The organism is Enterobacter sp. QK-SA4, from assembly GCF_056856775.1.
This window is the reverse complement of record NZ_JBXFXH010000007.1, coordinates 3,034,666-3,056,582: the sequence shown is the minus strand read 5'-3', so window position 1 is coordinate 3,056,582 and position 21,917 is coordinate 3,034,666. Positions and strand designations below refer to the sequence as shown.

Annotated in this window: 21 protein-coding genes, 1 tRNA gene and 2 pseudogenes; 9 read left to right on the top strand and 15 right to left on the bottom strand. The window is 56.5% G+C overall.

The window, feature by feature from the left end; translation table 11 throughout:
• Positions 1 to 168 precede the first annotated feature (168 nt).
• On the top strand, positions 169 to 1,557 hold the full coding sequence (locus AC1VYI_RS16340) for a hypothetical protein (protein WP_048975198.1): 1,389 nt from the start codon (positions 169 to 171) through the stop codon (positions 1,555 to 1,557).
• 46 nt (positions 1,558 to 1,603) lie between these two features.
• Here AC1VYI_RS16340 and AC1VYI_RS16335 read toward each other — a convergent pair.
• A pseudogene (locus AC1VYI_RS16335) lies at positions 1,604 to 1,898 on the bottom strand (tyrosine-type recombinase/integrase); the annotation flags it as partial.
• Between the two features lie 11 nt (positions 1,899 to 1,909).
• The gene (locus AC1VYI_RS16330; RefSeq protein WP_048975197.1) at positions 1,910 to 3,133 is read right to left on the bottom strand and encodes a tyrosine-type recombinase/integrase; all 1,224 of its coding nucleotides are present in this window, start codon (positions 3,131 to 3,133) and stop codon (positions 1,910 to 1,912) included.
• A gap of 469 nt (positions 3,134 to 3,602) precedes the next feature.
• On the opposite strand from AC1VYI_RS16330, the gene AC1VYI_RS16325 reads away from it, so the two are divergent.
• A complete protein-coding gene (locus tag AC1VYI_RS16325; RefSeq protein WP_021240841.1) occupies positions 3,603 to 3,860 on the top strand; it encodes a YjhX family toxin in 258 nt (85 codons plus the stop codon).
• Positions 3,861 to 3,869: 9 nt separating this feature from the next.
• Complete coding sequence (locus AC1VYI_RS16320; protein WP_059445844.1) at positions 3,870 to 4,586, top strand: SAM-dependent methyltransferase; 717 nt, start codon at positions 3,870 to 3,872, stop codon at positions 4,584 to 4,586.
• A 35-nt stretch (positions 4,587 to 4,621) separates the two neighbouring features.
• Here AC1VYI_RS16320 and AC1VYI_RS16315 read toward each other — a convergent pair whose 3' ends face one another.
• From AC1VYI_RS16315 to AC1VYI_RS16295, 5 genes are all read right to left on the bottom strand, one after another.
• A complete protein-coding gene (locus AC1VYI_RS16315; protein WP_023311045.1) occupies positions 4,622 to 5,458 on the bottom strand; it encodes an alpha/beta fold hydrolase in 837 nt (278 codons plus the stop codon).
• A 255-nt stretch (positions 5,459 to 5,713) separates the two neighbouring features.
• Complete coding sequence (locus AC1VYI_RS16310) at positions 5,714 to 5,932, bottom strand: acyl carrier protein (RefSeq protein WP_021240839.1); 219 nt, start codon at positions 5,930 to 5,932, stop codon at positions 5,714 to 5,716.
• A gap of 17 nt (positions 5,933 to 5,949) precedes the next feature.
• Positions 5,950 to 7,383, bottom strand: coding sequence for an AMP-binding protein (locus AC1VYI_RS16305; RefSeq protein ID WP_134866570.1), 1,434 nt, complete (start codon positions 7,381 to 7,383; stop codon positions 5,950 to 5,952).
• The gene (locus AC1VYI_RS16300; RefSeq protein WP_134867386.1) at positions 7,380 to 8,498 is read right to left on the bottom strand and encodes an MBOAT family O-acyltransferase; all 1,119 of its coding nucleotides are present in this window, start codon (positions 8,496 to 8,498) and stop codon (positions 7,380 to 7,382) included. The genes AC1VYI_RS16305 and AC1VYI_RS16300 overlap by 4 nt, the downstream gene beginning before the upstream one ends.
• Positions 8,499 to 8,626: 128 nt before the next feature.
• Positions 8,627 to 9,763 carry a D-alanyl-lipoteichoic acid biosynthesis protein DltD gene (locus tag AC1VYI_RS16295; RefSeq protein ID WP_134867385.1) on the bottom strand — a complete coding sequence of 379 codons (1,137 nt, stop codon included), beginning with the start codon at positions 9,761 to 9,763 and terminating at the stop codon, positions 8,627 to 8,629.
• 277 nt (positions 9,764 to 10,040) lie between these two features.
• Between AC1VYI_RS16295 and AC1VYI_RS16290 the strand changes: the two genes are divergently transcribed.
• Positions 10,041 to 10,128: transfer RNA gene (locus tag AC1VYI_RS16290), tRNA-Ser, on the top strand.
• A 43-nt stretch (positions 10,129 to 10,171) separates the two neighbouring features.
• On the opposite strand, the gene AC1VYI_RS16285 is transcribed toward AC1VYI_RS16290, so the two are convergent.
• Genes AC1VYI_RS16285 through hpxO form a run of 3 tightly spaced genes read right to left on the bottom strand, consistent with a single transcriptional unit; the run spans position 10,172 to position 13,325 of the window.
• On the bottom strand, positions 10,172 to 11,107 hold the full coding sequence (locus AC1VYI_RS16285; protein WP_134866569.1) for a PDR/VanB family oxidoreductase: 936 nt from the start codon (positions 11,105 to 11,107) through the stop codon (positions 10,172 to 10,174).
• 11 nt (positions 11,108 to 11,118) lie between these two features.
• Positions 11,119 to 12,153, bottom strand: a complete 1,035-nt coding sequence (gene hpxD / locus AC1VYI_RS16280) for a molybdenum cofactor-independent xanthine hydroxylase subunit HpxD (RefSeq protein WP_045401711.1) — start codon at positions 12,151 to 12,153, stop codon at positions 11,119 to 11,121.
• Between the two features lie 17 nt (positions 12,154 to 12,170).
• Complete coding sequence (gene hpxO / locus AC1VYI_RS16275) at positions 12,171 to 13,325, bottom strand: FAD-dependent urate hydroxylase HpxO (RefSeq protein ID WP_045401715.1); 1,155 nt, start codon at positions 13,323 to 13,325, stop codon at positions 12,171 to 12,173.
• A 239-nt stretch (positions 13,326 to 13,564) separates the two neighbouring features.
• Here hpxO and uraD point away from each other — a divergent pair, with 239 nt between their 5' ends.
• Together uraD and uraH are read left to right on the top strand one after the other, a co-directional pair.
• Complete coding sequence (uraD, locus tag AC1VYI_RS16270; RefSeq protein WP_045354528.1) at positions 13,565 to 14,065, top strand: 2-oxo-4-hydroxy-4-carboxy-5-ureidoimidazoline decarboxylase; 501 nt, start codon at positions 13,565 to 13,567, stop codon at positions 14,063 to 14,065.
• Positions 14,062 to 14,385 (top strand): hydroxyisourate hydrolase, encoded by a 324-nt coding sequence (uraH, locus tag AC1VYI_RS16265; RefSeq protein WP_047174519.1) that lies wholly within the window; start codon positions 14,062 to 14,064, stop codon positions 14,383 to 14,385. Before uraD ends, uraH begins: the two co-directional genes overlap by 4 nt.
• Here the strand turns inward: uraH and guaD are convergent.
• Both guaD and AC1VYI_RS16255 read right to left on the bottom strand, forming a co-directional pair.
• On the bottom strand, positions 14,365 to 15,684 hold the full coding sequence (gene guaD, locus AC1VYI_RS16260; protein ID WP_134866568.1) for a guanine deaminase: 1,320 nt from the start codon (positions 15,682 to 15,684) through the stop codon (positions 14,365 to 14,367). The genes uraH and guaD overlap by 21 nt on opposite strands.
• A gap of 99 nt (positions 15,685 to 15,783) precedes the next feature.
• The gene (locus AC1VYI_RS16255; RefSeq protein ID WP_032649014.1) at positions 15,784 to 17,280 is read right to left on the bottom strand and encodes an NCS1 family nucleobase:cation symporter-1; all 1,497 of its coding nucleotides are present in this window, start codon (positions 17,278 to 17,280) and stop codon (positions 15,784 to 15,786) included.
• 144 nt (positions 17,281 to 17,424) lie between these two features.
• Between AC1VYI_RS16255 and AC1VYI_RS16250 the strand changes: the two genes are divergently transcribed.
• From AC1VYI_RS16250 to puuE, 3 genes and pseudogenes are all read left to right on the top strand, one after another.
• Positions 17,425 to 18,141, top strand: a complete 717-nt coding sequence (locus AC1VYI_RS16250) for a GntR family transcriptional regulator (RefSeq protein ID WP_010429412.1) — start codon at positions 17,425 to 17,427, stop codon at positions 18,139 to 18,141.
• A pseudogene (gene hpxA / locus AC1VYI_RS16245) lies at positions 18,141 to 19,015 on the top strand (allantoin racemase). The gene AC1VYI_RS16250 and the pseudogene hpxA overlap by 1 nt, the downstream one beginning before the upstream one ends.
• Positions 18,933 to 19,832, top strand: coding sequence for an allantoinase PuuE (gene puuE, locus AC1VYI_RS16240; RefSeq protein WP_226484479.1), 900 nt, complete (start codon positions 18,933 to 18,935; stop codon positions 19,830 to 19,832). Before hpxA ends, puuE begins: the two are co-directional and overlap by 83 nt.
• A gap of 115 nt (positions 19,833 to 19,947) precedes the next feature.
• Here the strand turns inward: puuE and hpxZ are convergent, their stop codons facing one another.
• The 3 genes from hpxZ to hpxX are packed head-to-tail and all read right to left on the bottom strand — an operon-like array spanning position 19,948 to position 21,913.
• Positions 19,948 to 20,334, bottom strand: coding sequence for an oxalurate catabolism protein HpxZ (gene hpxZ, locus AC1VYI_RS16235; RefSeq protein WP_134866566.1), 387 nt, complete (start codon positions 20,332 to 20,334; stop codon positions 19,948 to 19,950).
• Positions 20,331 to 21,728 carry an AtzE family amidohydrolase gene (locus AC1VYI_RS16230; RefSeq protein WP_134866565.1) on the bottom strand — a complete coding sequence of 466 codons (1,398 nt, stop codon included), beginning with the start codon at positions 21,726 to 21,728 and terminating at the stop codon, positions 20,331 to 20,333. Before AC1VYI_RS16230 ends, hpxZ begins: the two co-directional genes overlap by 4 nt.
• Positions 21,725 to 21,913, bottom strand: coding sequence for an oxalurate catabolism protein HpxX (gene hpxX / locus AC1VYI_RS16225; RefSeq protein ID WP_045354540.1), 189 nt, complete (start codon positions 21,911 to 21,913; stop codon positions 21,725 to 21,727). The genes AC1VYI_RS16230 and hpxX overlap by 4 nt, the downstream gene beginning before the upstream one ends.
• Positions 21,914 to 21,917 lie beyond the last annotated feature (4 nt).

Here is a 21,917-nt window from a genome sequence, read left to right as displayed (position 1 = left end):
TTACTGTGTGATGGGGGATATTTTACGGTAAATAGTGCATTTCATCAATGAACAGTGTGCTACAGATTTCTTTTTAAATCATTATGTTAATGCATTTATTGAATGTCCTGTCCTTGTATTAGTACAATTAGCTTTTCTGCGTCTACCAAACATTATCAGGATGTGATGATGGCTAAACTGAACAAGAAACAACTTTCTTTACTCAAGGAAATGCCTGCAGAACAACTCATGCAAATAATTTGTGATATTGCAGAGGATAATGGTCAGGCAAAATCCTTTCTTATTAATGAATATCTGTTAACTCCAGAAGAATCACTGAAAAAAGCTGAGGCTGAATACAAAAGGGCAATTAAAACAAAACGCTTTTATGATTATTATGAAGCAGCGGTTTTTTTTGAGGGGCTATACAGGAATGTCATATTTCCACTTGAAAAGACGGTATCAACGCTGCCTGAAAAAACCGAGGCGTTTTGCCATGATTTACTGCTCTCATTTGATAAAGTCAGCGAAATTGCTGATACATCAGATGGATCATGGATGGACTATTATAATGGTGCTGTCGAAATATGGTTAAAATCCCTGTCCCTACAAAAAGACAAAAGCATTGATGTTATAGCGGATAAAATACTTTCCGTGCTTAAAGGTGATGTATATTTTAACTTTGATATTTTTGATAAGTATAAAAAAGAGCTTGGATACAATGTTATTCGTGCTTTAAGGGAAAGTCTTCTTAAGACAGGTGATGTTAATTATGCTGTTGAGTTAAGTCTGTATATCAGGGATGTTGATTTCATCAGGCAATGCTTTGAGAAAAGAAAACTGAACCAGCCAGAATACATCATTAAGTTTGCTGAGTTGCTGGTTGATGAACTGTGCACTGAGGAAGCCATTCAGGTTCTCAATAAAATCAAAGAAGATAAATCAGTTGATCAGGCAGGGCTTCGTGATAAATGGACTGAGGTGTTGGCTCTGGCGTTGATTGAAGAAGGCGAGATTCAGCAGGCAAAAACAATTTGTATAGACGGATTTAAGAACAGGTGTGATGTTATTTTTTATAATATCTATAATCGGGTGGAGAAAAATAATGACTCACTGGATTTGTTCTCTGGCATAGCAAAGAAAAAAGGCTTTCCGTTTGTTATTCTTTTCTTGTCCGGGACAGATAGTTATGGAAAACTTGATTCTGAAGTCATGAATGCGAGTGAAAATGAAATCGCAGAGATGATGTCTTTATTACGCGGTTCTTTTGTTCGTACCTTATCGAGTGAGCTTTACAGGCATGGTTATGCATGTTCTGCAACTCTGCTCCGTAGAGTGCTGGCAGAGGACAGTATCAGTCGTTCTCAGAGTAAATACTACACCTATGCGGCATCTGATATGAAAAAAAGCATTGATTACAGTAAAGATATTGCATGGACTGAAAAAATCCCTTCAACAGAAGAGTATTTAAAATCTCTGTTTATTGAGCACAAAAGAAAATACGCACTCTGGGAAATAATGCTGGAAAAAATCGCTGGTTTAGCGATAGAGAAAGATTCAGTATCATATTCAGCATAGACTGTAATTAAGCATGAAGTTGAAAGGCCGCGAACGGCCTTTCCCTTTATTTATTTGTAGCAAACTCAAACGGCCTGACCATATCGTTGCTGTTAGCATCAAGGAAATCAGCCCACCACTGGAGCATCAGGCGGCGCTGCTCAAGATGCTGGGCTGTGTGGGTATAAGCAGCACGGATGCTGTTGCTTTCCTTATGGCTCATCTTGAAGCTCTACAGCGTCTTCTGACCACAAACCTGACTCAATTAAGGCACTACAGGCTAGTGTGCGGAAACCATGAGCGCAGATGTCCTGTGTAGTGTCATAGCCCATCTTACGCAGCGCTTTATTGATGGTGTTTTCAAACAGAGCAGTTAAACGGCAAAACAATATCGCGTCCAATCATCCATCAACGCCACACGCTTAGGCCATAACGTTCCGCGCTGATAAGCGGCCTCTGCTTTATCAGCTAGTTGATGGGCCAGTGCGTGTTCAATAACTTCACGTTGATGATCTGTAGTTTCACCAGCCCAGTCACGAAATGTTGATCGGAAACCGTGCTGTGTTAAACCACTATGGCCCATTCGTTTCAGTACTGCCAGCAAAGACATATCAGATAGCTGTCCACCACGAGGGGCAGGGAATACAAGATTATTGTCCTTGAAACGTGGTAAAGCCTTTAACAGGGCTACCGCAGCGTCAGACAGCGGTACACGATGTTCTTTACTGGCTTTCATTCTGCTGACGGGAATGGTCCACGTTTTGTTCTTCAGATCAATTTCTGACCATTCAGCGCCACGGACTTCACCAGAACGTGCGACGGTCAGGATTGAAAACTCAAGTGCTCGTGCTGAAATGCCCGCTCGTTTCTGCAGTTCAGAGATAAAGGGTTTGATCTCACTATAGGGCAGGGCTGCATGGTGCTTTTGTTGCTGAACCTTACTTGGCATTGGCAGCAGGGGTTTAAGCATACCTTTCCATGAAGCAGGGTTATCGCCCTCAAAGTATTCTTTCGCCTTGGCGTAATCAATAATGGTTTCAATACGACCACGCAGGCGGCTGGCGGTTTCATTTTTTGTTAACCAGATAGGTTCAAGTATTGCCAGTACATCAACTTTCGTGATTGCGCTGATAGGCTTTTCACCTACGACAGGGTAAGCATAGGCTTCAAGCGTTGAACGCCATTGTGCAATGTGTTTCTGATTTTTAAGTTCCTTGGCCTTAATTTCGATAACCTCTTCAGCGCATTCGGTAAACGTCTTTCTCTTATGAGCCAGCTTTTCTTGTTCTGCTCTGGCGGCGTGTTTTTCTTCAAGGGGATTAACACCATTACGGACTTGCTTACGCAGTTCACGAGCCTTATCACGGGCATCAGCTAAGGAGACTTCAGGGTAGGCACCAAGTCCCATGTTCAAACGTCTGGGGACTGTCCTTCCCAATCTGTTTACTCTGACTCCCATAGCGATACAGAGTATCCATGAACGGGACTGACCCCGAACCCGGAGATACAAACCATCAACCCCACCAACTGCAAAAGAGCCTTCAGTTTTTAGCTTGGAAACGGCCAGTCCGGTGAGTTCTTTGGCTTTCTTTGGCATATGTTAAACCCTGTCATACAACCCGCCATACATAAGGTACTGCATAAAATGTCAGATTTTCTCGGATGTCGCAAGACGTCTTCGGACATCTGTTTTTGACAACATATTGTTTATTAATGGTAAAAATGAACTATTTCTGGCGTTCTCGGACGTTAATTTGGCGGACTGCGCTTCCGCCAGATATAAACCCCAGGTTACTCGTTAACCTGGGGTTTTTCTTTTGGATTTGCCGATCCGCCTCACACTTTTAAGTCCCTGCCATTTCCCTGTAAAAAACAGGCGTTATCATTCACCCTGTAAATATATTGCTATCTCTTACCGAGGCTTTGATGCTGGAGAATGTTTTCATCAGATAATCAGTTTCCCGCCCTTTTCAGGACGGACTGGTTATCGCTGCGCTTAAACCTTACGCGCGCACCTGCGGGTGTGGGCTCGTTTTTACGCATGATGATTACACAGGTTTTCCAGTATGAATTTATCCCGTCAGGAACAACGTACCTTACACGTTCTCGCCAAAGGTGGACGAATTGTGCACGTCCGCGACAGCTCTGGCCGCGTCACTTCCGTTGAGTGCTACACCCGTGAAGGGCTGGTGCTGAGCGACTGCACGCTTAGCGTCTTTAAAAAACTCCGCACCAAAAAGCTGATCCGATCCGTGAACGGGCAGCCATACCGCATCAACACCACCGGGCTGAACAACGTTCGCGCCCAGCTGGATAATCGCTAAGGAGCAGTGATGAATACACCTTACACAGATAGCTATGACCGCGCTTTTTTGCTCGACACCATGATGGGCCCAAACGCCATGCGGCTAACCGAGGAGCTGGTCGCTCAACTGCCGATCGCTCCAGGAATGCGCATTCTCGATCTCGGCTGTGGGAAAGGGATCTCTTCTATCCTGCTCGCCGAAAAATATGACGCCACGGTTTTTGCCGCCGATCTGTGGATTACGCCGGACGAAAATGCAGCACGTTTCAGCGAACGGGGTCTGGACGGAAAAATCTTTCCGCTGCGGGTTGATGCCACGAAAGCAATCCCGTTCGCGCATGACTACTTTGATCTGATCGTCAGCGTGGACGCATATCAATACTTCGGCAACAATGACGCCATGCTGGGTACTCTGCTACCTTTCCTGAAACCCCGCGGTCATATTGCCGTTGCCGTTCCCGGGTTTATCGGAGAGTACAGCGAAACGCATCTCCCGGATGTGGTTAAACCTTTCTGGACCCCAGAGTGGTATTTCTATCCGCTCTCCTGGTGGAAAGCACTGTGGGAAAAAGAGCCCGGTGCGGCGCTGACCACCCTACGGGAGATGGATACCTGCCAGCAGGCGTGGGATGAGTTTATGCAATGCGAGATCGCTCAGGAGATGATGGTGCCCATTATGGACGCGGGGGCCGGGGCGTATTTCAACATGATCCAGCTGGTGGCGCAGAAACGCCAGGGGGAATAAACAACGCCACCCAAGGGTGGCGTTAAACGTGGCCTTTATGAGCGGATAAAGGCCAAAATATCTGCGTTAATGGTATCCGCATGGGTGGTATGCATCCCGTGCGGGAAGCCCGGGTAAATTTTCAGTACGCTGTTCGCCAGCAGCTTGTCCTGCAGCAGGGCAGCATTCTTATACGGCACGACCTGATCGTCGTCGCCCTGCATCACCAGAACGGGAACCGTGATGGTCTTTAAATCTTCCGTCTGGTCGGTCTCTGAAAACGCCTTAATCCCCTCGTAGTGGGCCTTGGCGCTGCCGATCATTCCCTGACGCCACCAGTTCTGGATCGTCCCCTGTGAAACGTCCGCGCCATCCCGATTAAAGCCGTAGAACGGACCGCTGGCGACGTCGAGGTAAAACTGGGCGCGGTTAGCCGCCAGCGCTTTGCGGAAGCCGTCGAAAACCTCGATGGGCGTCCCGCCGGGGTTACCGTCCGTTTTGACCATCAGCGGCGGCACGGCGCTGACGAGCACCGCTTTGGCGACGCGCCCCTGCGGTTGCCCATACTGCGCAACATAGCGGGCGACCTGTCCGCCGCCGGTGGAGTGACCGACGTGCACGGCATTGCGCAGATCCAGGCTTTCAACCACGGCTGACGCGTCGGCCGCATAATGATCCATATCGTGGCCTTCACTCACCTGGTCCGAACGCCCGTGACCGCGACGATCGATAGCGATAACGCGATAGCCTTCAGCGAGGAAGAAGAGCATCTGGTTATCCCAGTCATCGGCACTGAGCGGCCAGCCGTGGTGGAAAACAATAGGCTGAGCCTCTTTTGGGCCCCAGTCTTTGTAGTAAATATTGACGCCATCTTTCGTTGTTACGAATGCCATACCGCAGACTCCTCTGTTAAAGGCAAAACGTTCCCCGGCTGAGCGCACAGCGAATCATTAATGCCTTAATTAAGTTGGCTTTTTTCTGTTTCCCGTACCGACAGTACTCCTAAAGTGTAGGAGAAATAGTAAAAGCAGTCGGTTTCATTCCTGTGAAAGGGCGCAAGATAGCGTTCATGCGGCTGGCGCAGAACGAATGAAGGCGCTGGAAAGTTCCTCCAGCGCCTTCAGGGCAGCAATGAACAGCTGGGGCGTTTAGCGGTTTTCTTCAATATAGCGGGCCAGGTCCGCCGGGGTTTTTAGCACCGTCGCCACGTCAGTTGGCGGGATCGTGCAGCCGTAAACGTCCTGCACTTCCAGCACCATATCGACCGCCAGGATGGAGTCGAGAATGTCGGATTCAATCAGTTCATCGTGAAAGCCCACCTTACGGGATAACACTTTTTCGAACAGGGCGAGAATTTCTTGTTCCATAATTTTTCCTGGAGTCATTAATTTGTGCGGGCGTAAGCGTCCAGCAGCTTGCGGTCAATTTTGCCGTTAGGATTCAGCGGCAAAGCGTCTTGTACGATAATTTGTGAAGGCACCATATAGTGCGGTACCACCTTCGACAGCGATGTTTTGATGGTGTCCGGCGCCATATCCGTCACGCAGAACGCGGCAATGCGCAGCACGCTGCCGCAGGATTTCATCAGCGGCAGGACCACCGCTTCGTTGATGCCGGACATGGCCAGCAGGCGGTTCTCGATCTCGTTGATTTCGATACGGTAACCGTTCAGTTTGACCTGGCTGTCGTTGCGGCCCTGGCAGTAGATCAGCCCCGCTTCATAGCCCAGATCGCCGGTCCGGTAGCCGCGAAACGCTTCATCTTCCCGACGGAGTAATTTCGCCGCGTTCTCCTGCGGCAGGCCGAGATAGCCGCGCATGACGTTTTTACCCCAGATAATCAGCTCGCCGTCGGTGGAAATTTCCATTTTGCTCTCAGGCATCATGACCCCCACCGGCAGCACGGCGCTGTCGCTGTTCAGGATCGCATCCGTGATTTCAACCACGGTCGTCGCGATGGTCGCTTCCGTAGGGCCATAGGAGTTAATGATTTTGGCCTGCGGGAAACGGCGGCGGAGCTGTTTAACCAGCGCCTTATTTAACACTTCACCAATGAAGATAAAGACGCTCAGCGCTGGCAAATACTCGCTGTTGAACTGCGGGGAAAGCAGCTGCTGGTATGCAAAAGAGGGGGTCGAAACCCAGGCGGAGACCGCGCTGCTTTTCAGTCGTTCCAGCCAGTTCTCTTTCTGAATGTCCTCTTTGGCGTTCAGCACGATGTGCCCGCCCATCGCCAGATTGGCCAGCAAAGGGATGAGGGAGAGGTCAAAACTGAATACCGCGTGGTTCATCAGGACCGGTTTTTCCGGCAGTGAAAAGTCCTGGCTGACCCATTTCATGAAGTGCCATACGCTTTCACGCCCAATCTGCACACCTTTAGGTTTACCTGTGCTGCCTGAAGTAAACATGATGTAGGCCAGATCCTGCTCCTCCAGTACCTTGCCCGGTTCCCCGGTGGCGATGAACTGCCGGGTCGCCACGTCGTAATAGTAAGGGGCGCTGGCCAGATGGCAGATCTCCCGAAGGCGCTCCTGCGGATAGATGCAGTCCACCGGGATGTACGGAATGTTGTGCAGCAGGCAGCTATAAATCGCCACGGCGAACTCGGCCTGCTGGTGTCCGTACAATACGACCGGCGTACCGGCAACAGGCTGGCAGCGCTGATAGCGCTGCGCCCAGTCCGTCACGGCAGCGGAAAGCTGTAGCCAGCTTAAGGCTTCGTCGCTGCCGCTGATGGCCAGCTGCTGCGGGGAGGCGGGATCGCATAATGCCGCACGTAAGAAATCCTGCAGTTCCTGAAGATCGGAGTGATTTTTCATAGAGGTGACATTCCACTAAAGATGTAAAGGGATCCCGCGGCGCTTGCCAGCGTCAGAATTCGCCCTAAAAACGCAACGGCCGGATTCTGCAAGCCGCGATGTAACACCGGGCTGCGTTTGGATGACCACAGCAGCATGTTGTGAGCGACGGAAATCGCGCCAAACAGCGCGCCGCTGATGACGTAATGGCGCTCCAGGCCATTCCATGCCCCCATGCAGAACAGGGTGCAAAAAATACCGATATTTTGCGCCAGCGTTTTGTTCTGACGGAAAAAGTTGAACTTCATCAGGTTCATATAAACGGGCATAAAGACCACATCGCGCAGCCATTCAGACAGGCTGATGTGGAAGCGGCGCCAGAAATCCTGCGGATTCTTTGCCAGAAGCGGCATGTTGAAGTTTGCCGGGATGTTGAGCCCAAACAGGCGGCCGGCGCCGATGGCCATATTGCTATAGCCCGCAAAATCAAAGTACAGGTAGGTGCTGTAGGCAATCGACATCACCACGCCCACGGTCAGCGTAAACGGCTTATGGCTCCAGGGCTGCACGACAAGCGAATCAATCAGCATGGCAAACAGGAACTTCTGGACAATGCCGGTAATGATTTGCTCTAACGCGACTAAAAACTGTTCGCGGTTAAGGGCAAATACGGGCTTGCTGACATCACTCATCCATGTGCGCCAGCGGTACATTGGACCGGCCAGGATAATAAAGGGCATAAACAGATAGCAGAAATAGTGCAGGAAATTCTGCCCTTCTTTTTTACTGCGATAGAGCAGCACGTCCACCGCGCGGAACGTCATAAAAGAGAGACCGATCATGCCCCAGTGGTTATTTAAGTGTAATTTCACCAGCAGCAACGGCAATAATGTCAGAACGATTGCCTGCCACGTTTTTAACCATCCCTTCTCTTTTAGCGTGGCAAAAACATAAAAGCTGAAAAAAACGGAGGCGGGGACAATATAATCACCCTGAAATATATATCCCCATCCCAGAGCCGTCAGCACCGATAGCGCAGATAACCAGGTCAGACGATGGCGTAATACGCGATTGACCAGCGCAAACGCCAGCGCGGATGAAAATAAATAAACAAAAAACATTCCTGAGCTGTACATCATTCGGCCTCAGAACTTTTGATATTCAAAATGCAGCTGCATACTCATGCTGTCATCGACAGAGGTCCACGCGACGATGGTAATCGCCAGCAGGAGATAAAGGAAAAAAAGACGGATCGCGATTTTCATTATTTAAAACTCTGTGCAATAAAGCGAATCATAGGAACCCAGGCCAGTTCGGAAGGGTGCAAACGATCCCAGTTCCAGCCATTTTGATAAGGCATGGCGTACATATCTAAATACGGGATCTGGTTCTTTTCCAGAATGGTTTTAATTTGCTTATCAACCGGACGGAAGGTATCGGTATTGTAAAGCGCCCAGGGGTTAACCGGGTCGACGATAGCAATCACCTGCACGTGACGTTCTTTCAACAGCTGGACGGTTTTACTGAACGCGGCGATTTGCGCAGGCACGACGGGCGTGTCATCCCACTGTTGCCGCGTACCGTCCTCCTCGTAAATCGTTTTGTCCATCCACAGCGTGGCCGCGCTCTGCTGGCGTTTTTTATTTAACTCGCGCGCATTCGCCAGCTCTTTATCCCAGTCGGGAGCAATGTGGGAGGCTGTCTGCGGAGGCCACGGCTGTACCGCCTGGGGTGTGACGTTGAGCAGCGCCAGCCAGTCGTTTTTTATCAGGGTACAGATGTTGGCAAACTGGAAGCTCAGTTCGTCCCATATCAGATCGGGGTGCCAGCCAAAGACGCGCATTTGGCCAAAGGTTAAATGGCTTATTTCTTTACTATCAATATGCTTTAAATAATTAACCAGCAGCGGGCGCGCCTGCGGATCCTTCATCAGCGGATTAAAAATAGAGCCGGGAAAATTATCGGCATAGATAGCCGGTGGCAGCCCTTTTGAGTAAAAGCTGTCAGGAGCCAGAAGCAAAACAACTTTACTGTTTGCGTTAAGGCTATTTTTAAAACGTGAGAACAGTAAAAATTGCGTTTCATCATCGACGAACGCATCGCCATACGCCACGACGGGTTTGTGCAATTGCTTATTAAAGTAATTATATACGGCGTAATGTTCATCTTCTGAGGTGGCAACCTCAGACGCGCCAATGAAGAAAATAGCATTCCCTTCTAAGGCATGGGAAATAGTCGCAATTTTTTCCGCTTGTTCTTTAGGCGTGCCCGCCATTGATTTAATCAGCGGCTGGAAGGTGAGGGGCGGATTGAAGCTCGTCACCAGCGGGTGAACACAAAGGAACAAAATGGCCAGGGTCGCCATCAGGATATGTAAGCAAAGCGTATTTTTGATTTTCATCATCAACCCGTAACACTGCATGGCAGTAATGTCTAAAATCTGCGGGAATTCAGATTTATAACAATTACACAACAAATGACCTTCTATTTTTGAGGCATTCTATACCAGAGCGATTTAAAAGGATGAGCGTTGCTATGTTACGGTATGTACAAGGTCGAGGTGAGTGACGTGAGAGCAGCGTATGGGTGATTTTTGCGCAGTCAAACGCCGGTGGGTAAAAATAGAAAAATTCCTGCTTTACAAGGCGCTAATAGATGTTTATAGTGCGCCTCACTTTGGAAGCGTGGCCGAGCGGTTGAAGGCACCGGTCTTGAAAACCGGCGACCCGAAAGGGTTCTAGAGTTCGAATCTCTACGCTTCCGCCAAATTCGAAACCCTGCGATAGCAATATCGCAGGGTTTTTTCGTTTTACAGCCCAATCACCAGCTCCCCGGAATGGCTCCGCGAGCAGCACAGCGCCACCTGCTGGTCCGTTGCGCTTTTTTCCGCCTCCGACTGCACGCTATCCCGGTGATCCGCCACGCCGTCAATCACCGGCGTCAGGCACGCCCCGCAGATCCCCATTTCGCATGAAAGCGGCACGTCCACGCCATTTTCCTGTAATACCTGAGCGATGGTCTTATCCGCGGGCACCGGCCAGCGCTCCCCGGTCGAGGCGAGTTTGACCGTAAAGATCTCGCCTGCGTCACCGCGTGCGGCAGGGGCCGCGGGCTGAAACGCCTCGCTGTGAAGATGGCCATCATCCCATCCCCTGGCCGTCGCCACGTCTCGCACTTTTTCCATAAACCCTGCCGGACCGCAGATCCAGGCGTGAAGCCCCGACTCAGCCACCGGAAGATGTTCTGCCAGCGCCGTGCGCGGGCTGGCGGTATGAATCTGGCACTCACCGAACCGGGAGAGTTCGCGCGTAAACGCCGCGCTTTCGCGGCGTTTGACGTAATAGTGCAGCGTAAACGGCGTTCCGGCCGCCTTCAGCTGCAGGGCCATTGCATACAGCGGCGTAATGCCAATGCCTGCCGCCAGCAGCAACACCCGATCAGCCTGATGCAGCGGAAACAGATTGCGCGGAGCAGAAATCGTTAATTTCTGCCCGGGTCGCAGCGTCTCGTGAACGTAGCGCGATCCGCCGCGCGAGGCGGTTTCCCGTCCCACGCAGATAAGATAGCTCTCGTCTCCGCATGCCCCGGTCAGGGAATACTGGCGCACCGCGCCGCAGGGCAGGTGCACATCAATGTGCGCGCCGGGCTGCCACGCCGGCAGCGCGTTACCGTCTTCAGCTACCAGCCTGACGGCGAGGCTTTTATCGCCCTCGCGCCACAGCCCGTCGACAATTACGCTCAGCATATCGGCCTCCGTCATACGAGGAAAAATTCGCCAAAGCCCATCTTCTTCAGCCCCCGACGGTAGGCAATTGAGCTTTTATCGGCGGGAATATGGGCTTCCAGCGTCAGATCCAGCGGCAGACTTTCCGGGCGCTGGGTTTCGACCATCAGGCGATCCTCTTCAAAAATGCGCAGGTTAAAGGCATGTACATCCTCCACCGGAATATGCAGGTCAAAGTTACGCGCGATCGGCGCGAACATGCGGGTTACACGTGACGAGACGGGCGATGCGGCGTTCATAATGACCAGTCTCGATTCTCCCGGAAAATGAATCGTCAGGGTGGCGGTAAACGGCAGATGCATTTCAAAATGGCGCAGCCACTGGAATCCTTCTGGCGCCTGCACGGGTGAACTGGCGGGATAGTTGCTCACGGAGCTCCAGTAATCGGCAACAAAACCGAACGGCGTCTCCTGCGGCTGATAGGTGGGGACCAGCTGATTACTGGGATCGGCAAAGGTATCGGTGTGGATCCAGGCAAAGTGCGCCACGTCCAGAAACCCCTCTACCTGACGACCGGCAAAGCCGTTCACCTCAAACGCCGGGCAGTTGATCTGCTGAAATCCGTCGTCATCCCAGTGCGGCATGGTGGGCAGCGGTACAGGATTGTCCGGGTCAAACGCCAGGCAGGTCCAGATCAGGCCGAAGCGCTCTTCCACGGCGTAGTTTATCAGGTTCAGCTTCGCCGGAACGGGCTGGTCGGGGCTGGACGGAATACGGTTGCAGCGCCCGTCCTCCCCAAAGCGGAGGCCGTGGTAGGGGCAGATAATCCCATGCTCATCGTGAAAGCCGAGCGTCAGCGGCACGCCGCGGTGCGGGCAGACGTCACGGGCGACCACGACCTGGTCGTTAATCCGGTAAATCACCAGCTGTTCATCCAGCAGGGTCGCCTTAACCGGTGCCGGGCCAACGTCGCAGGCGCGCGCGACCGGATGCCAGCATTTCGCGAGGCGCAGCCAGTCCTCTGGCTCAAACGTGCAGTGGGCGGGTGGAGTCGGTTCTCTTTTCATCGTTGTCCCTCTTGCGTTCAGCCTAACGGGCCGCCCTGAATGGTCTCGCACAGACCGTTGATGATGCGCTCCCCGGTCTCCTCTTTGAGCTCCTGATACCAGGCCTGCGTCAACGCCATGTCTTTCCCGTGGGTGACGTCGCAGCGCTTACGGGCCTTCAGGACCAGGTCGCGCACCCGGTCGCAGCGAAGCGCCTCGTACTGCCGCAGCGCCAGCGTGATGTTGTGGTTTTCTCGCAGGCATTCTCCCAGCACCACGGCATCTTCCATCGCCGCACAGCCTCCCTGGCCGATATCCGGCGTGGTGCTGTGTCCGGCATCGCCGAGCAGCGCGACGTTGCCGCGCACCAGGCTGTCGAACGGCTCAATGTCGTGGATTTCAATGCGGTTGGTCGTTTCAGGATCCAGCGCCGCGATAAGCTTCTGCACCGGCGGCGCCCAGCCGCGGAAGTAGCCCGTAAGGTCGGCGCGCAGGGTGGTGCGATCCTCCGCCAGGCCCGCGGGCAGCGGCACGTCAAAAAAGAAGTAGAAGCGTCCGCCGGAGACGGGCATCAGCGACACGCGTTTGCCTTCGCCAACGAAGGTGGTCCACTGGTGCGCCGGGGCGATTTCTTCGTCAATCTTCACCAGCCCGTTCCAGTTCACGTACCCGGCGTAGCGGCGCTCCGGGGTATACCCCAGCACGTACGGGCGCACGGCGGAGTGGCTGCCGTCGGCGGCAATCAGAAAATCGCCGGCTACCGTGGTGCCATCGGTGAAGGTCACGTTCACGCCCGCGTCGTCTTCATGGACGCGTTCGACGCGCTTGCCGAACTGCACCTTGTCGCGCCCCCAGAAGTCCAGCATTTCGCGCTGAAGCTCGGCGCGCGAGACGGGGCAGGGACGCCCACCGGTACGCTCAACCAGCGGGGCAAGGCTGAAGCGGGTCAGGGTGTCGCCGCGCCGGTAATCCTTGTAGGCCATAAAACGCATCGGCCCGCCGTACGTCTCGATGATGTCGCCCATGCCGAGGTGCTGCATGCATTTCACGCCGTTAGGCCAGATGGAGATGGCCGCCCCGACGGGCCTGATCTCTTTGACGGCTTCAAACACGGTACAGTCGATGCCCGCTTTCTTCAGCGCGACGGCGGCGCTCAGGCCGCCAATACCCGCACCAATGACGATTGCTCTCATGCTTCTCTCCTTTTGCAGGGTGTAAAGACATTCAGCAATTTGCGTACCAGGCTGCAGAGTGGCGAAAACGGCGTTGTGAGGGGGACGTTTGCACTGCTAAGGTGCGCAAACGCGGTGAACGTGCCTTTTTTTGAATCAAAAATTTCCAGTTGAGCTATACGGAATCGACTGTTTCACACCCGCGTTCAGAGTGGCGTGGTTTGTGCAATAACCCGGAGGAAGACAATAAAGGAGACACTATGATCGCACTGCACGACTTCAATCATCTTCCCCACGAAAAGGCGTTAGCGCTGATTCATCCCTGCGTGGCGCTCCCCGAGTGGGCCGATGCGCTGGCTCTGAGGCGACCCTACGCCAGCCGGGACGAATTGTTCAGTACGGCAAGCGCGCTGACGCAAAACTGGGATGAAGCGGCGCTGGCGCAGGCCCTGAACGCCCATCCGCGCATCGGGGAAAAGCCCGCAGGTTCACAGGCGGAGGCGGCGCTGTCGCGCCAGGAGCAGGGCGAGGTGAACGATCGCGATGCTGACCTTGCCCGGGCGCTGCGTGAGGGAAATGCCCGCTACGAGGCCCGCTTCGGACGCGTCTTTCTGATCCGCGCGAAGGGCCGCAGCGGCGAGGAGATTTTACAGGCGCTGCACGCGCGGCTGGAGAACAGCGACGCGCAGGAAGTCCGTGCCGCGCTGGAACAGCTGCGGGAAATTACGCTGCTTCGGCTGGAAGGAGTCATTAGCGAATGAGCACACTTAGCACCCATATTCTGGATATCTCAACGGGCAAACCCGCAGAGGGCGTGACGGTTCATCTACAACAGGACGGGAACACGCTTGCCACGGGCGTGACCAACGCCCAGGGGCGCATCGCCGCGTTCGTTCCCTCTCTGCCTGCAGGCCGCTATCGGCTGGTGGCGGAGATCGGCGCGTGGTTTAGCGAAACCGGTCGCGACACGATCTGGCCCTGCGCGCAAATTGATTTTGTGACGGGAGAAACGGCAGACGAACATTTCCACCTGCCGTTTGTGATTGCGCCCGGCGGGTGGTCAACCTACCGGGGCAGTTGACCACACCCGCTCGCCGTTGACCCAGGTCTCGCTGATGTTGCGCTCGTCGCCGAGGGTCATCAGCACAAAAAGCTGCTCGTAGATATCCTGGCAGCGGCGATTGCGCAGGCGCTGCAGCGGCGTCACGTCGGGGTCGATCACCACGAAATCCGCCTCTTTCCCGGGCGCGAAGTTGCCAATCTTATCTTCGAGCCTGAGAGCGTGCGCGCCGCCCAGCGTGGCGTGATAAAACGCCTCGCTGGCGCGAAGGCGGTAGCTCTGGAGCTGGCCCACCTTGTAGGCCTCACCCAGGGTGCGCAGCATGCTGAAGGTGGTGCCCGCGCCGACGTCGGTGCCGATGCCCATCCGCACCCTGTGCTGCCAGCAGGCGGGCAGGCGAAACAGCCCGCTGCCGAGAAACAGGTTAGAGGTGGGGCAGAACGCCACCGCCGAACCGGTGTCGTGCAGGCACTGCCACTCGCTGTGGTGCAGATGGATCGCGTGGGCAAACACGCTGCGCTCGCCGGTCAGGCCGTAGTGGTGATACACGTCCAGATAGCGCTCGTGCTCCGGCCAGAGATCGTTCACCCAGGCCACTTCGTTGGGGTTTTCGCTGAGATGGGTCTGCAGCCAGGTATCCGGAAACTCCTCTCTGAGCAGGCTGACCGCGGCGAGCAGCTCGGGAGAGGACGTTGGGGCAAAGCGCGGCGTAATGGCATACCCCAGCCGCCCCCGGTGGTGCCAGCGCTGGATCAGCGCCCGCGTCTGCCGGTAGCTCTGCTTCGCGTCTTCGCTCAGGTAGTCCGGCGCGTGTCTGTCCATCATCACCTTTCCGGCGATAAGGCGCATGTTCAGGCGCAGGGCTTGGGTAAACAGCGCCTCGACCGATTCCGGATGCAGCGTGCAAAACACCAGCGCGGTGGTGGTGCCGTTGCTCACCAGCTGCTGAATGAAAAATTCGGCGATTTCTTTCGCGTAGGCTTCATCGGAAAACTGGCTCTCCACCGGGAAGGTGTAGGTGGTCAGCCACTCCAGCAGCTGTTCGCCAAAGGCGCCGATCATCTCCGTTTGCGGATAGTGGACGTGGGTGTCGACAAAACCGGGCAACAGCAGCCTGCCGCGCAGGTCGGTGTAGCCCTTGTGGGGGTCAAGATACTGCTCCCCCTCCTGCCACGGCATGTGCGCCAGAATTTTCCCGCTCTGTATAAACAGCAGCCCGTCCTCAAGGTAGCGCGCGTGTTGGGCAATCGCGTCTGCGCTGTCGCAGACCTGGGCAATATCAAAAAATGCGCCGCGGATCGCTGTCTGGTATTCCATCATGGTTCCTGCCTTCGTATTTGCGTAGCGGGGGTGAGAAGGCTCAGCAAGAACGATGCCAGAATGAAAGGGCCGCAGATAAGCTGCGGCCGGAGGAGGGGGTTACTCTTTTTGCGTCGCCACGCGGGAGCTGAACGACGTCGCGCCCGCCGTCTCGCGCTCTTCCCGCGCCAGCCAGCGGTAGGTCACGCCGCCGAGGAAGACCCCGATAAACCAGCTGAAGTTTGCCACCTCATGCAGGGCCGGGATGAAGCTAATCACCAGGCCCACGGCCACGGACGGGATCAGCGCGCCAATGGCTTTCGGGTTGAAACCGTTGCGGTACCAGTATTTGCCCTTTGGCGTGTCGTCGAACAGATCGTCAACCGACACCTTGCCGCGCTTAATCAGGTAGAAGTCGGCAATCAGAATGCCGAACAGCGGGCCGATAAACGCCCCGAGCACGTCCAGGGTGTAGTGGATAAGCTCCGGCGAGTTGAACAGGTTCCACGGGGTGAGCAGGATCGAGCCGACGGCGGCAATCATGCCCCCGGTGCGGAAGCTGATTTTCTGCGGCGAGCAGTTAGAGAAATCAAACGCCGGGGAGACGAAGTTCGCGACGATGTTGATCCCGATGGTAGCGGTGATCATCGTCAGCAGGCCAATCGCCACGGCCAGATCGTTGCCCACGCGGCTGACGGTTTCGATCGGGTCGGTGATCATGCGGCCAAACAGCGACTGGGTGCCGGAGACAATGACCACGGTGACGATGGAGAACAGCAGGAAGTTAAACGGCAGGCCCCAGCGGTTTCCGCGGCGGATCTCGCCCATGCTTTTGCCGTAGCGGGAGAAGTCGCCGAAGTTGAGCAGCGGGCCGGAGAAGTAAGACACCACCAGCGCGGTCGCGGTGATCATCTGCCAGGTCTGCTCGCCCGCGCTCAGGGATTTGCTGGCGAGGGTGAAGGAAATGCCGTCAAAACCGGTCTTGTATACAATCCAGCCTGCGAGGGCCAGCATCACCACGTAGACCGCCGGACCGGCGATATCAATAAAGCGCTTGATGGCGCTCATGCCGTGCCAGAAGACCATCGCCTGCAGGACCCACATGATAGCAAAGCAGATCCAGCCCAGATGCGACAGGCCAAGGAACGCGCCGGTGGTGAGCGAAGAGAGCGACGGCCAGAACTTCAGCGCCACCAGCATCAGGGCATTGGCGGCCAGATAGGTCTGAATGCCGTACCACGCAAAGGCGATCAGCCCGCGGATCACCGCCGGGATATTCGCCCCGAAGACGCCAAACGCCTGACGGCTGATCACCGCATAGGGCACGCCCGCCATCTGGCTCGGTTTGGCCACCAGGTTGGCGCACAGCTGCACGATGCAAATTCCTACCAGCAGGCAGAGCAGCACCTGCCAGCTTGCCAGCCCGAGCGTAAAGAAGCTCGCGGCGACAACATAACCCCCCATGCTGTGAACGTCCGACATCCAGAACGAAAAGATGTTGTACCAGCTCCAGTTCTGGTCACGCGTCGGTGCCAGATCCTCATTGCAAAGACGTGGGCTGTAAACCGCACCGGAATCAGCGGCCGTACCCTGCTGCGCGTTTTGACTGTTTGGCATGAAACCTGCTCCTGTGAATGAAAACCCGTTAAGCGGGAGTGCAGACGGTGTTGCAGGATCCAGGCCAAAACAATAAATCTTGTATGCAATATTTTATTTTTATGTATACGATTCGATAACGAAGAGTAAAAGACGGAGTGGTGAATGAACAACATAAACGCCCTGCAGACAGCGCCAGACCTGCATGACAAAGACGAATCGATCTTTCAGGCGCTGATGACCGCGATAGTCGAACATCAGCTTCTGCCGGGGAGCAAACTGCCGGAAGAGGCGCTGGCCGAGGTGTTTGGCGTAAGCCGCACGGGCATCCGCAAGGTGCTTCAACGACTCGCCGCTGTGCAAATGGTCACCTTAACGCCCAAGCGTGGTGCACACGTTGCCAGCCCGACGGTGGAAGAGGCGCAGCACATCTTCCGCACCCGCGCCCTGCTGGAGGTCGCTAACCTGCCGGACGTGCTGGCCCGCTGCCAGCCGCCGCACCTTGCCGCGCTGGAGGCCATCATTCGCCAGGAGCAGCAGGCGCACGAGGCGTACGACGGCCCGGCGGCAATTCGCCACTCCGCCAATTTCCACATTCAGCTGCAGGCCATCTCCGGCAACCAGGTGCTGACGGAGATGGTGACCGGCCTGAGCCAGCGCTCGTCGCTGGTGATTGCCACCTGGGGCGCGCCGTGGCGTCAGGGGTGCCGCTGCAACGATCACGAACAGCTTGTGGATCTGCTGCGCCAGAAGGCGCTCCAGCCGCTCAGCGATGCCTTAATGCACCATTTTGAACATATCGTCGCCAGCCTCTGCTTCGAGCGGGCGGGCGAGTGTCTGCCTGATTTTGCCCGGCTGTTTGCCGGCCACAAGGAGTCGTAATGTCCTCTGTCTGTATACAAGTGATCAACCCCAACACCAGCCTCGCGATGACGGAAACCATCGGCGCGGCGGCACGCGCGGTGGCGGCGCCGGGAACGGAGATCCTCGCGGTCTGCCCGAGCGCGGGCGTGCCGTCTATAGAAGGCCACTTTGATGAGGCCATCGCCGCCGTGGGGGTTCTCGAACAGGTTAAGCTCGGCAGAGAGCAGGGCGTGGACGGTCACGTCATCGCCTGCTTTGGCGATCCGGGCCTGCTGGCGGCGCGCGAGCTGGCGCAGGGGCCGGTTATAGGCATTGCGGAAGCCGCCATGCATATGGCGACGCTGGTGGCGACGCGCTTTTCGGTGGTCACCACGCTGCCGCGCACGTTGATTATTGCCCGCCATCTGCTGCACCAGTATGGCTTTCACGATCGCTGCGCGGCGCTGCACGCTATCGATCTCCCGGTGCTGGCGCTGGAAGACGGCAGCGGTCTGGCGCAGGAAAAAGTGCGTGCGCGCTGTATACAGGCGCTGAAAGAGGACGACTGCGGCGCCATCGTGCTGGGCTGCGGCGGCATGGCGACGCTGGCGCAGGAGCTGACGCGCGAGCTGCGCGTACCGGTCATCGACGGCGTCAGCGCGGCGGTGAAGATGGTGGAGTCGCTGGTGGCGCTGGGGCTGTCGACCAGCAAGCACGGGGATCTGGCGTTCCCGGAGAAAAAAGCGTTAAGCGGACAGTTTCAGGCACTGAATCCATTTTAATTTTTGGGGGTGGCAATGGGGCTTTTTGAACAGAATTACCCGCGGGATCTGCGCGGCTACGCGGGCAACCCGCCGCACGCGCGGTGGCCGAATCAGGCGCGCATCGCCGTGCAGTTTGTGCTCAATTATGAGGAAGGGGCGGAGAACCACGTTCTGCACGGCGATGCCGGATCCGAGCAGTTCCTGTCGGACATTATCGGCGCGGCCAGCTACCCGGATAAACACATGTCGATGGACTCCCTCTACGAATACGGCAGCCGCGCCGGATTCTGGCGGATCCACAGTGAATTTCAAAAGCGCGGCCTGCCGCTGACGGTCTTTGGCGTGGCGATGGCGCTGGCGCGTCACCCGGATATCGTTGAGGCTATCAAGAATGCGGACTACGACGTGGTGAGCCACGGCTGGCGCTGGATCCACTATCAGCACATGGATATCCAACAGGAGCGCGAACACCTGCACAAGGCGGTGCACGTGTTGACCGACCTTTTCGGCAAGCCGCCGACGGGCTGGTACACCGGGCGCGACAGCCCCAACACCCGCCAGCTGGTGGTGGAGCACGGCGGCTTCGACTATGACAGCGACTACTACGGCGACGATCTGCCCTTCTGGACGGAAGTGGCCTGCGGCGACGGCTCCCGTAAACCGCACCTGATCGTGCCCTATACGCTGGATGCCAACGACATGCGCTTCGCCACCGCGCAGGGGTTTAACACCGCCGAGCAGTTCTATACCTACCTGAAGGACAGTTTTGACGTGCTGTACGAAGAAGGGGAAAGCGCGCCGAAGATGATGTCCATCGGCATGCACTGCCGCCTGCTGGGGCGGCCGGGGCGTTTTCGCGCGCTGCAGCGTTTCCTGGATTACGTGCAGCAGCACGAGCGGGTGTGGGTCTGTACCCGCCAGCAGATTGCCGACCACTGGCGGGAGGTGCATCCGTTTCAGAAATAAGTGTGCCGTGTTTAGCCGGGTGGCGGCTGCGCCTTACCCGGCCTACAGGACCCACAGGGCATACGGGACATCGCAGGCCCGGTAAGCGCAGCGCCACCGGGCGGGTTTTTCAGCATTACACCATCAAACTCACCTGCGCCGCCACGATCCGCCACCCGTAGGCAAACCGTACCCACGTCTGCTGCTGGCGGCCAATGCGCTCCGTGCCCTCGCGGGTAAACTCGGTGCTGCACACGGCATAATCCTCCCCGAAGGTGGTAATCACGGTGTGACGCAGCGTCCGCTGCAGCCCGGCGGCGGGGCGCGCCGCGCGAAAGGCGCGGATTTCATCAATCCCGTACAGGTTTTCACCCGCCCCCAGACGCACCGTGTTTTTGTCGTGCCAGAACAGCTCGTCCAGCACCGCAACGTTGTTGCTCACCAGCGCGTCTTCATAGCGGTAAAACGCGGCGGTCACCTCGACAACCACCCACGGCAGGTTAATGTCATCGTGATTCATCATGCGGCCACCTCCGCCGGACGCGCGTCGGCGATCCCACTCTCTTCCAGCACGCGCGCGACGCGCAGGCAGGCCTGCTCGTTAAACGGCGCGGCAATCAGCTGCAGGCCAATCGGCGCACCCTGGGCGGTGCGCAGCGGAACGGTGGTCACGGGCAGGCCCAGAAACGAAATCGGCTGGGTCAGCATCCCCATGCTGGCGCGAATGGGGAGCGGCTGACCGTTAATCTCCATGGTCTGCTCACCCGCGAGCGTGGCGCTGCGCGGCGTCGCCGGGGCGATCAGCACGTCGGCCTGCGCGAACAGGGTTTTAAACGCCTGCCGGGCGTGCGCGCGAAACCGCTGGGCCTGAATGTACCAGGCGGAGGGGATCATCGCCCCGGCCAGCAGCCGTTCGCGGGAATGCGGCTCAAAACGCTCGGGCTCGCGGCGAAGCGCGGGCAGGTACTGATTTCCCCCTTCGGAGGCGCTGATGATAAACGCCGCGGAGCGCGCCAGTTCGGCGTCCGGGAACTGCAGCTCATCCTGCACGTCGAGCGCCTTCGCCACCCGCGCCACGGCGTCTCTGGCATCCGCGTCGCACCAGGTGGTGAAGTAGCCGCCGAGCACCGCGCAGCGCAGGCCGTCAAGCCCGCGGTCGAGCAGGGGACGCGTCTGCTCGCGCGAGCTCTCTGCCTGAAAAGCGTCGCTGCTGTCCCGGCCCTGCAGCGCATCGTATACGGACGCCAGATCGCACACGCGGCGGGCAAAGGGGCCGATATGATCGAGGCTCGCGACAAACGGATGGCTGCCGGATCGTGACAGGCGGCCAAACGTGGGCTTCAGGCCGTAGATGCCGCACAGGGAGGCCGGAACGCGAATCGAGCCGTTGGTGTCGGTGCCGAGCGAAAAATGCACCAGCCCGGCGGCCACGGCGGCGGCCGAGCCGCCGGACGAGCCGCCCGCAATGCGCGCCAGATCGTGCGGGTTACGCGTCGTGCCGTAGTGGCTGTTTTCGGTCGTGAAGCCGTAGGCGTAGGCGTCCATGTTCACCATCCCGGTCAGCAGCCCGCCCGCGCTGCGCAGCTGGCGCACCGCGAAGCTGTCAGCGGCCGCGGCGGGGCGCTGGCTGAACAGCTCTGCCCCGGCAAGGGTGGTGTGGCCGGCAACGTCGAACAGGTTTTTTACCGCGTAGGGTACGCCCGCCAGCGGCGGCAGGGGGCGCTTTTCACGGCGCAGGGTATCGATGCTCTCGGCCTCGGCGAGCATGCGCGCTTCCGTCACGGCGGTCCAGGCGCCGATCTGCGGATTCACGCGCGCAATCGCCTCCAGCGTCTGGCGGGCAATCTCGCGAGCGCTCAGCTCGCCCGCGCCCAGCGCATGCTGGATCGCGCTGATACTCATCTCGTGTAGCCTCATGCTTTGTACACTCCTGCGATCTCCAGACGGTCATCGAGCGGCAGCGCCATCAGCGGGGCGGCCATGCTTGCAATGCGGCTGAACTGCACCTGCAGCTCGGCGCGGCGGGCATCGTCCAGCGTCACGTCGAGCACGGACTCCATTTGCGCCAGATACGCCTGCCAGTCGGATTGTTGTGTCGTCATTGTT

What these genes read in the sequence shown, in the direction of transcription:
- AC1VYI_RS16330 (WP_048975197.1), bottom strand. Translation starts at nt 3,133, where the DNA reads ATGCCAAAGAAAGCCAAAGAACTCACCGGACTGGCCGTTTCCAAGCTA.
- hpxZ (WP_134866566.1), bottom strand. Translation starts at nt 20,334, where the DNA reads ATGATGAATCACGATGACATTAACCTGCCGTGGGTGGTTGTCGAGGTG.
- AC1VYI_RS16340 (WP_048975198.1), top strand. Translation starts at nt 169, where the DNA reads ATGGCTAAACTGAACAAGAAACAACTTTCTTTACTCAAGGAAATGCCT.
- uraH (WP_047174519.1), top strand. Translation starts at nt 14,062, where the DNA reads ATGAGCACACTTAGCACCCATATTCTGGATATCTCAACGGGCAAACCC.
- AC1VYI_RS16285 (WP_134866569.1), bottom strand. Translation starts at nt 11,107, where the DNA reads ATGCTGAGCGTAATTGTCGACGGGCTGTGGCGCGAGGGCGATAAAAGC.
- AC1VYI_RS16320 (WP_059445844.1), top strand. Translation starts at nt 3,870, where the DNA reads ATGAATACACCTTACACAGATAGCTATGACCGCGCTTTTTTGCTCGAC.
- AC1VYI_RS16315 (WP_023311045.1), bottom strand. Translation starts at nt 5,458, where the DNA reads ATGGCATTCGTAACAACGAAAGATGGCGTCAATATTTACTACAAAGAC.
- hpxO (WP_045401715.1), bottom strand. Translation starts at nt 13,325, where the DNA reads ATGAGAGCAATCGTCATTGGTGCGGGTATTGGCGGCCTGAGCGCCGCC.
- AC1VYI_RS16300 (WP_134867386.1), bottom strand. Translation starts at nt 8,498, where the DNA reads ATGTACAGCTCAGGAATGTTTTTTGTTTATTTATTTTCATCCGCGCTG.
- guaD (WP_134866568.1), bottom strand. Translation starts at nt 15,684, where the DNA reads ATGATGGAATACCAGACAGCGATCCGCGGCGCATTTTTTGATATTGCC.
- AC1VYI_RS16255 (WP_032649014.1), bottom strand. Translation starts at nt 17,280, where the DNA reads ATGCCAAACAGTCAAAACGCGCAGCAGGGTACGGCCGCTGATTCCGGT.
- hpxX (WP_045354540.1), bottom strand. Translation starts at nt 21,913, where the DNA reads ATGACGACACAACAATCCGACTGGCAGGCGTATCTGGCGCAAATGGAG.
- AC1VYI_RS16230 (WP_134866565.1), bottom strand. Translation starts at nt 21,728, where the DNA reads ATGAGGCTACACGAGATGAGTATCAGCGCGATCCAGCATGCGCTGGGC.
- AC1VYI_RS16250 (WP_010429412.1), top strand. Translation starts at nt 17,425, where the DNA reads ATGAACAACATAAACGCCCTGCAGACAGCGCCAGACCTGCATGACAAA.
- uraD (WP_045354528.1), top strand. Translation starts at nt 13,565, where the DNA reads ATGATCGCACTGCACGACTTCAATCATCTTCCCCACGAAAAGGCGTTA.
- AC1VYI_RS16305 (WP_134866570.1), bottom strand. Translation starts at nt 7,383, where the DNA reads ATGAAAAATCACTCCGATCTTCAGGAACTGCAGGATTTCTTACGTGCG.
- AC1VYI_RS16295 (WP_134867385.1), bottom strand. Translation starts at nt 9,763, where the DNA reads ATGAAAATCAAAAATACGCTTTGCTTACATATCCTGATGGCGACCCTG.
- hpxD (WP_045401711.1), bottom strand. Translation starts at nt 12,153, where the DNA reads ATGAAAAGAGAACCGACTCCACCCGCCCACTGCACGTTTGAGCCAGAG.
- AC1VYI_RS16310 (WP_021240839.1), bottom strand. Translation starts at nt 5,932, where the DNA reads ATGGAACAAGAAATTCTCGCCCTGTTCGAAAAAGTGTTATCCCGTAAG.
- AC1VYI_RS16325 (WP_021240841.1), top strand. Translation starts at nt 3,603, where the DNA reads ATGAATTTATCCCGTCAGGAACAACGTACCTTACACGTTCTCGCCAAA.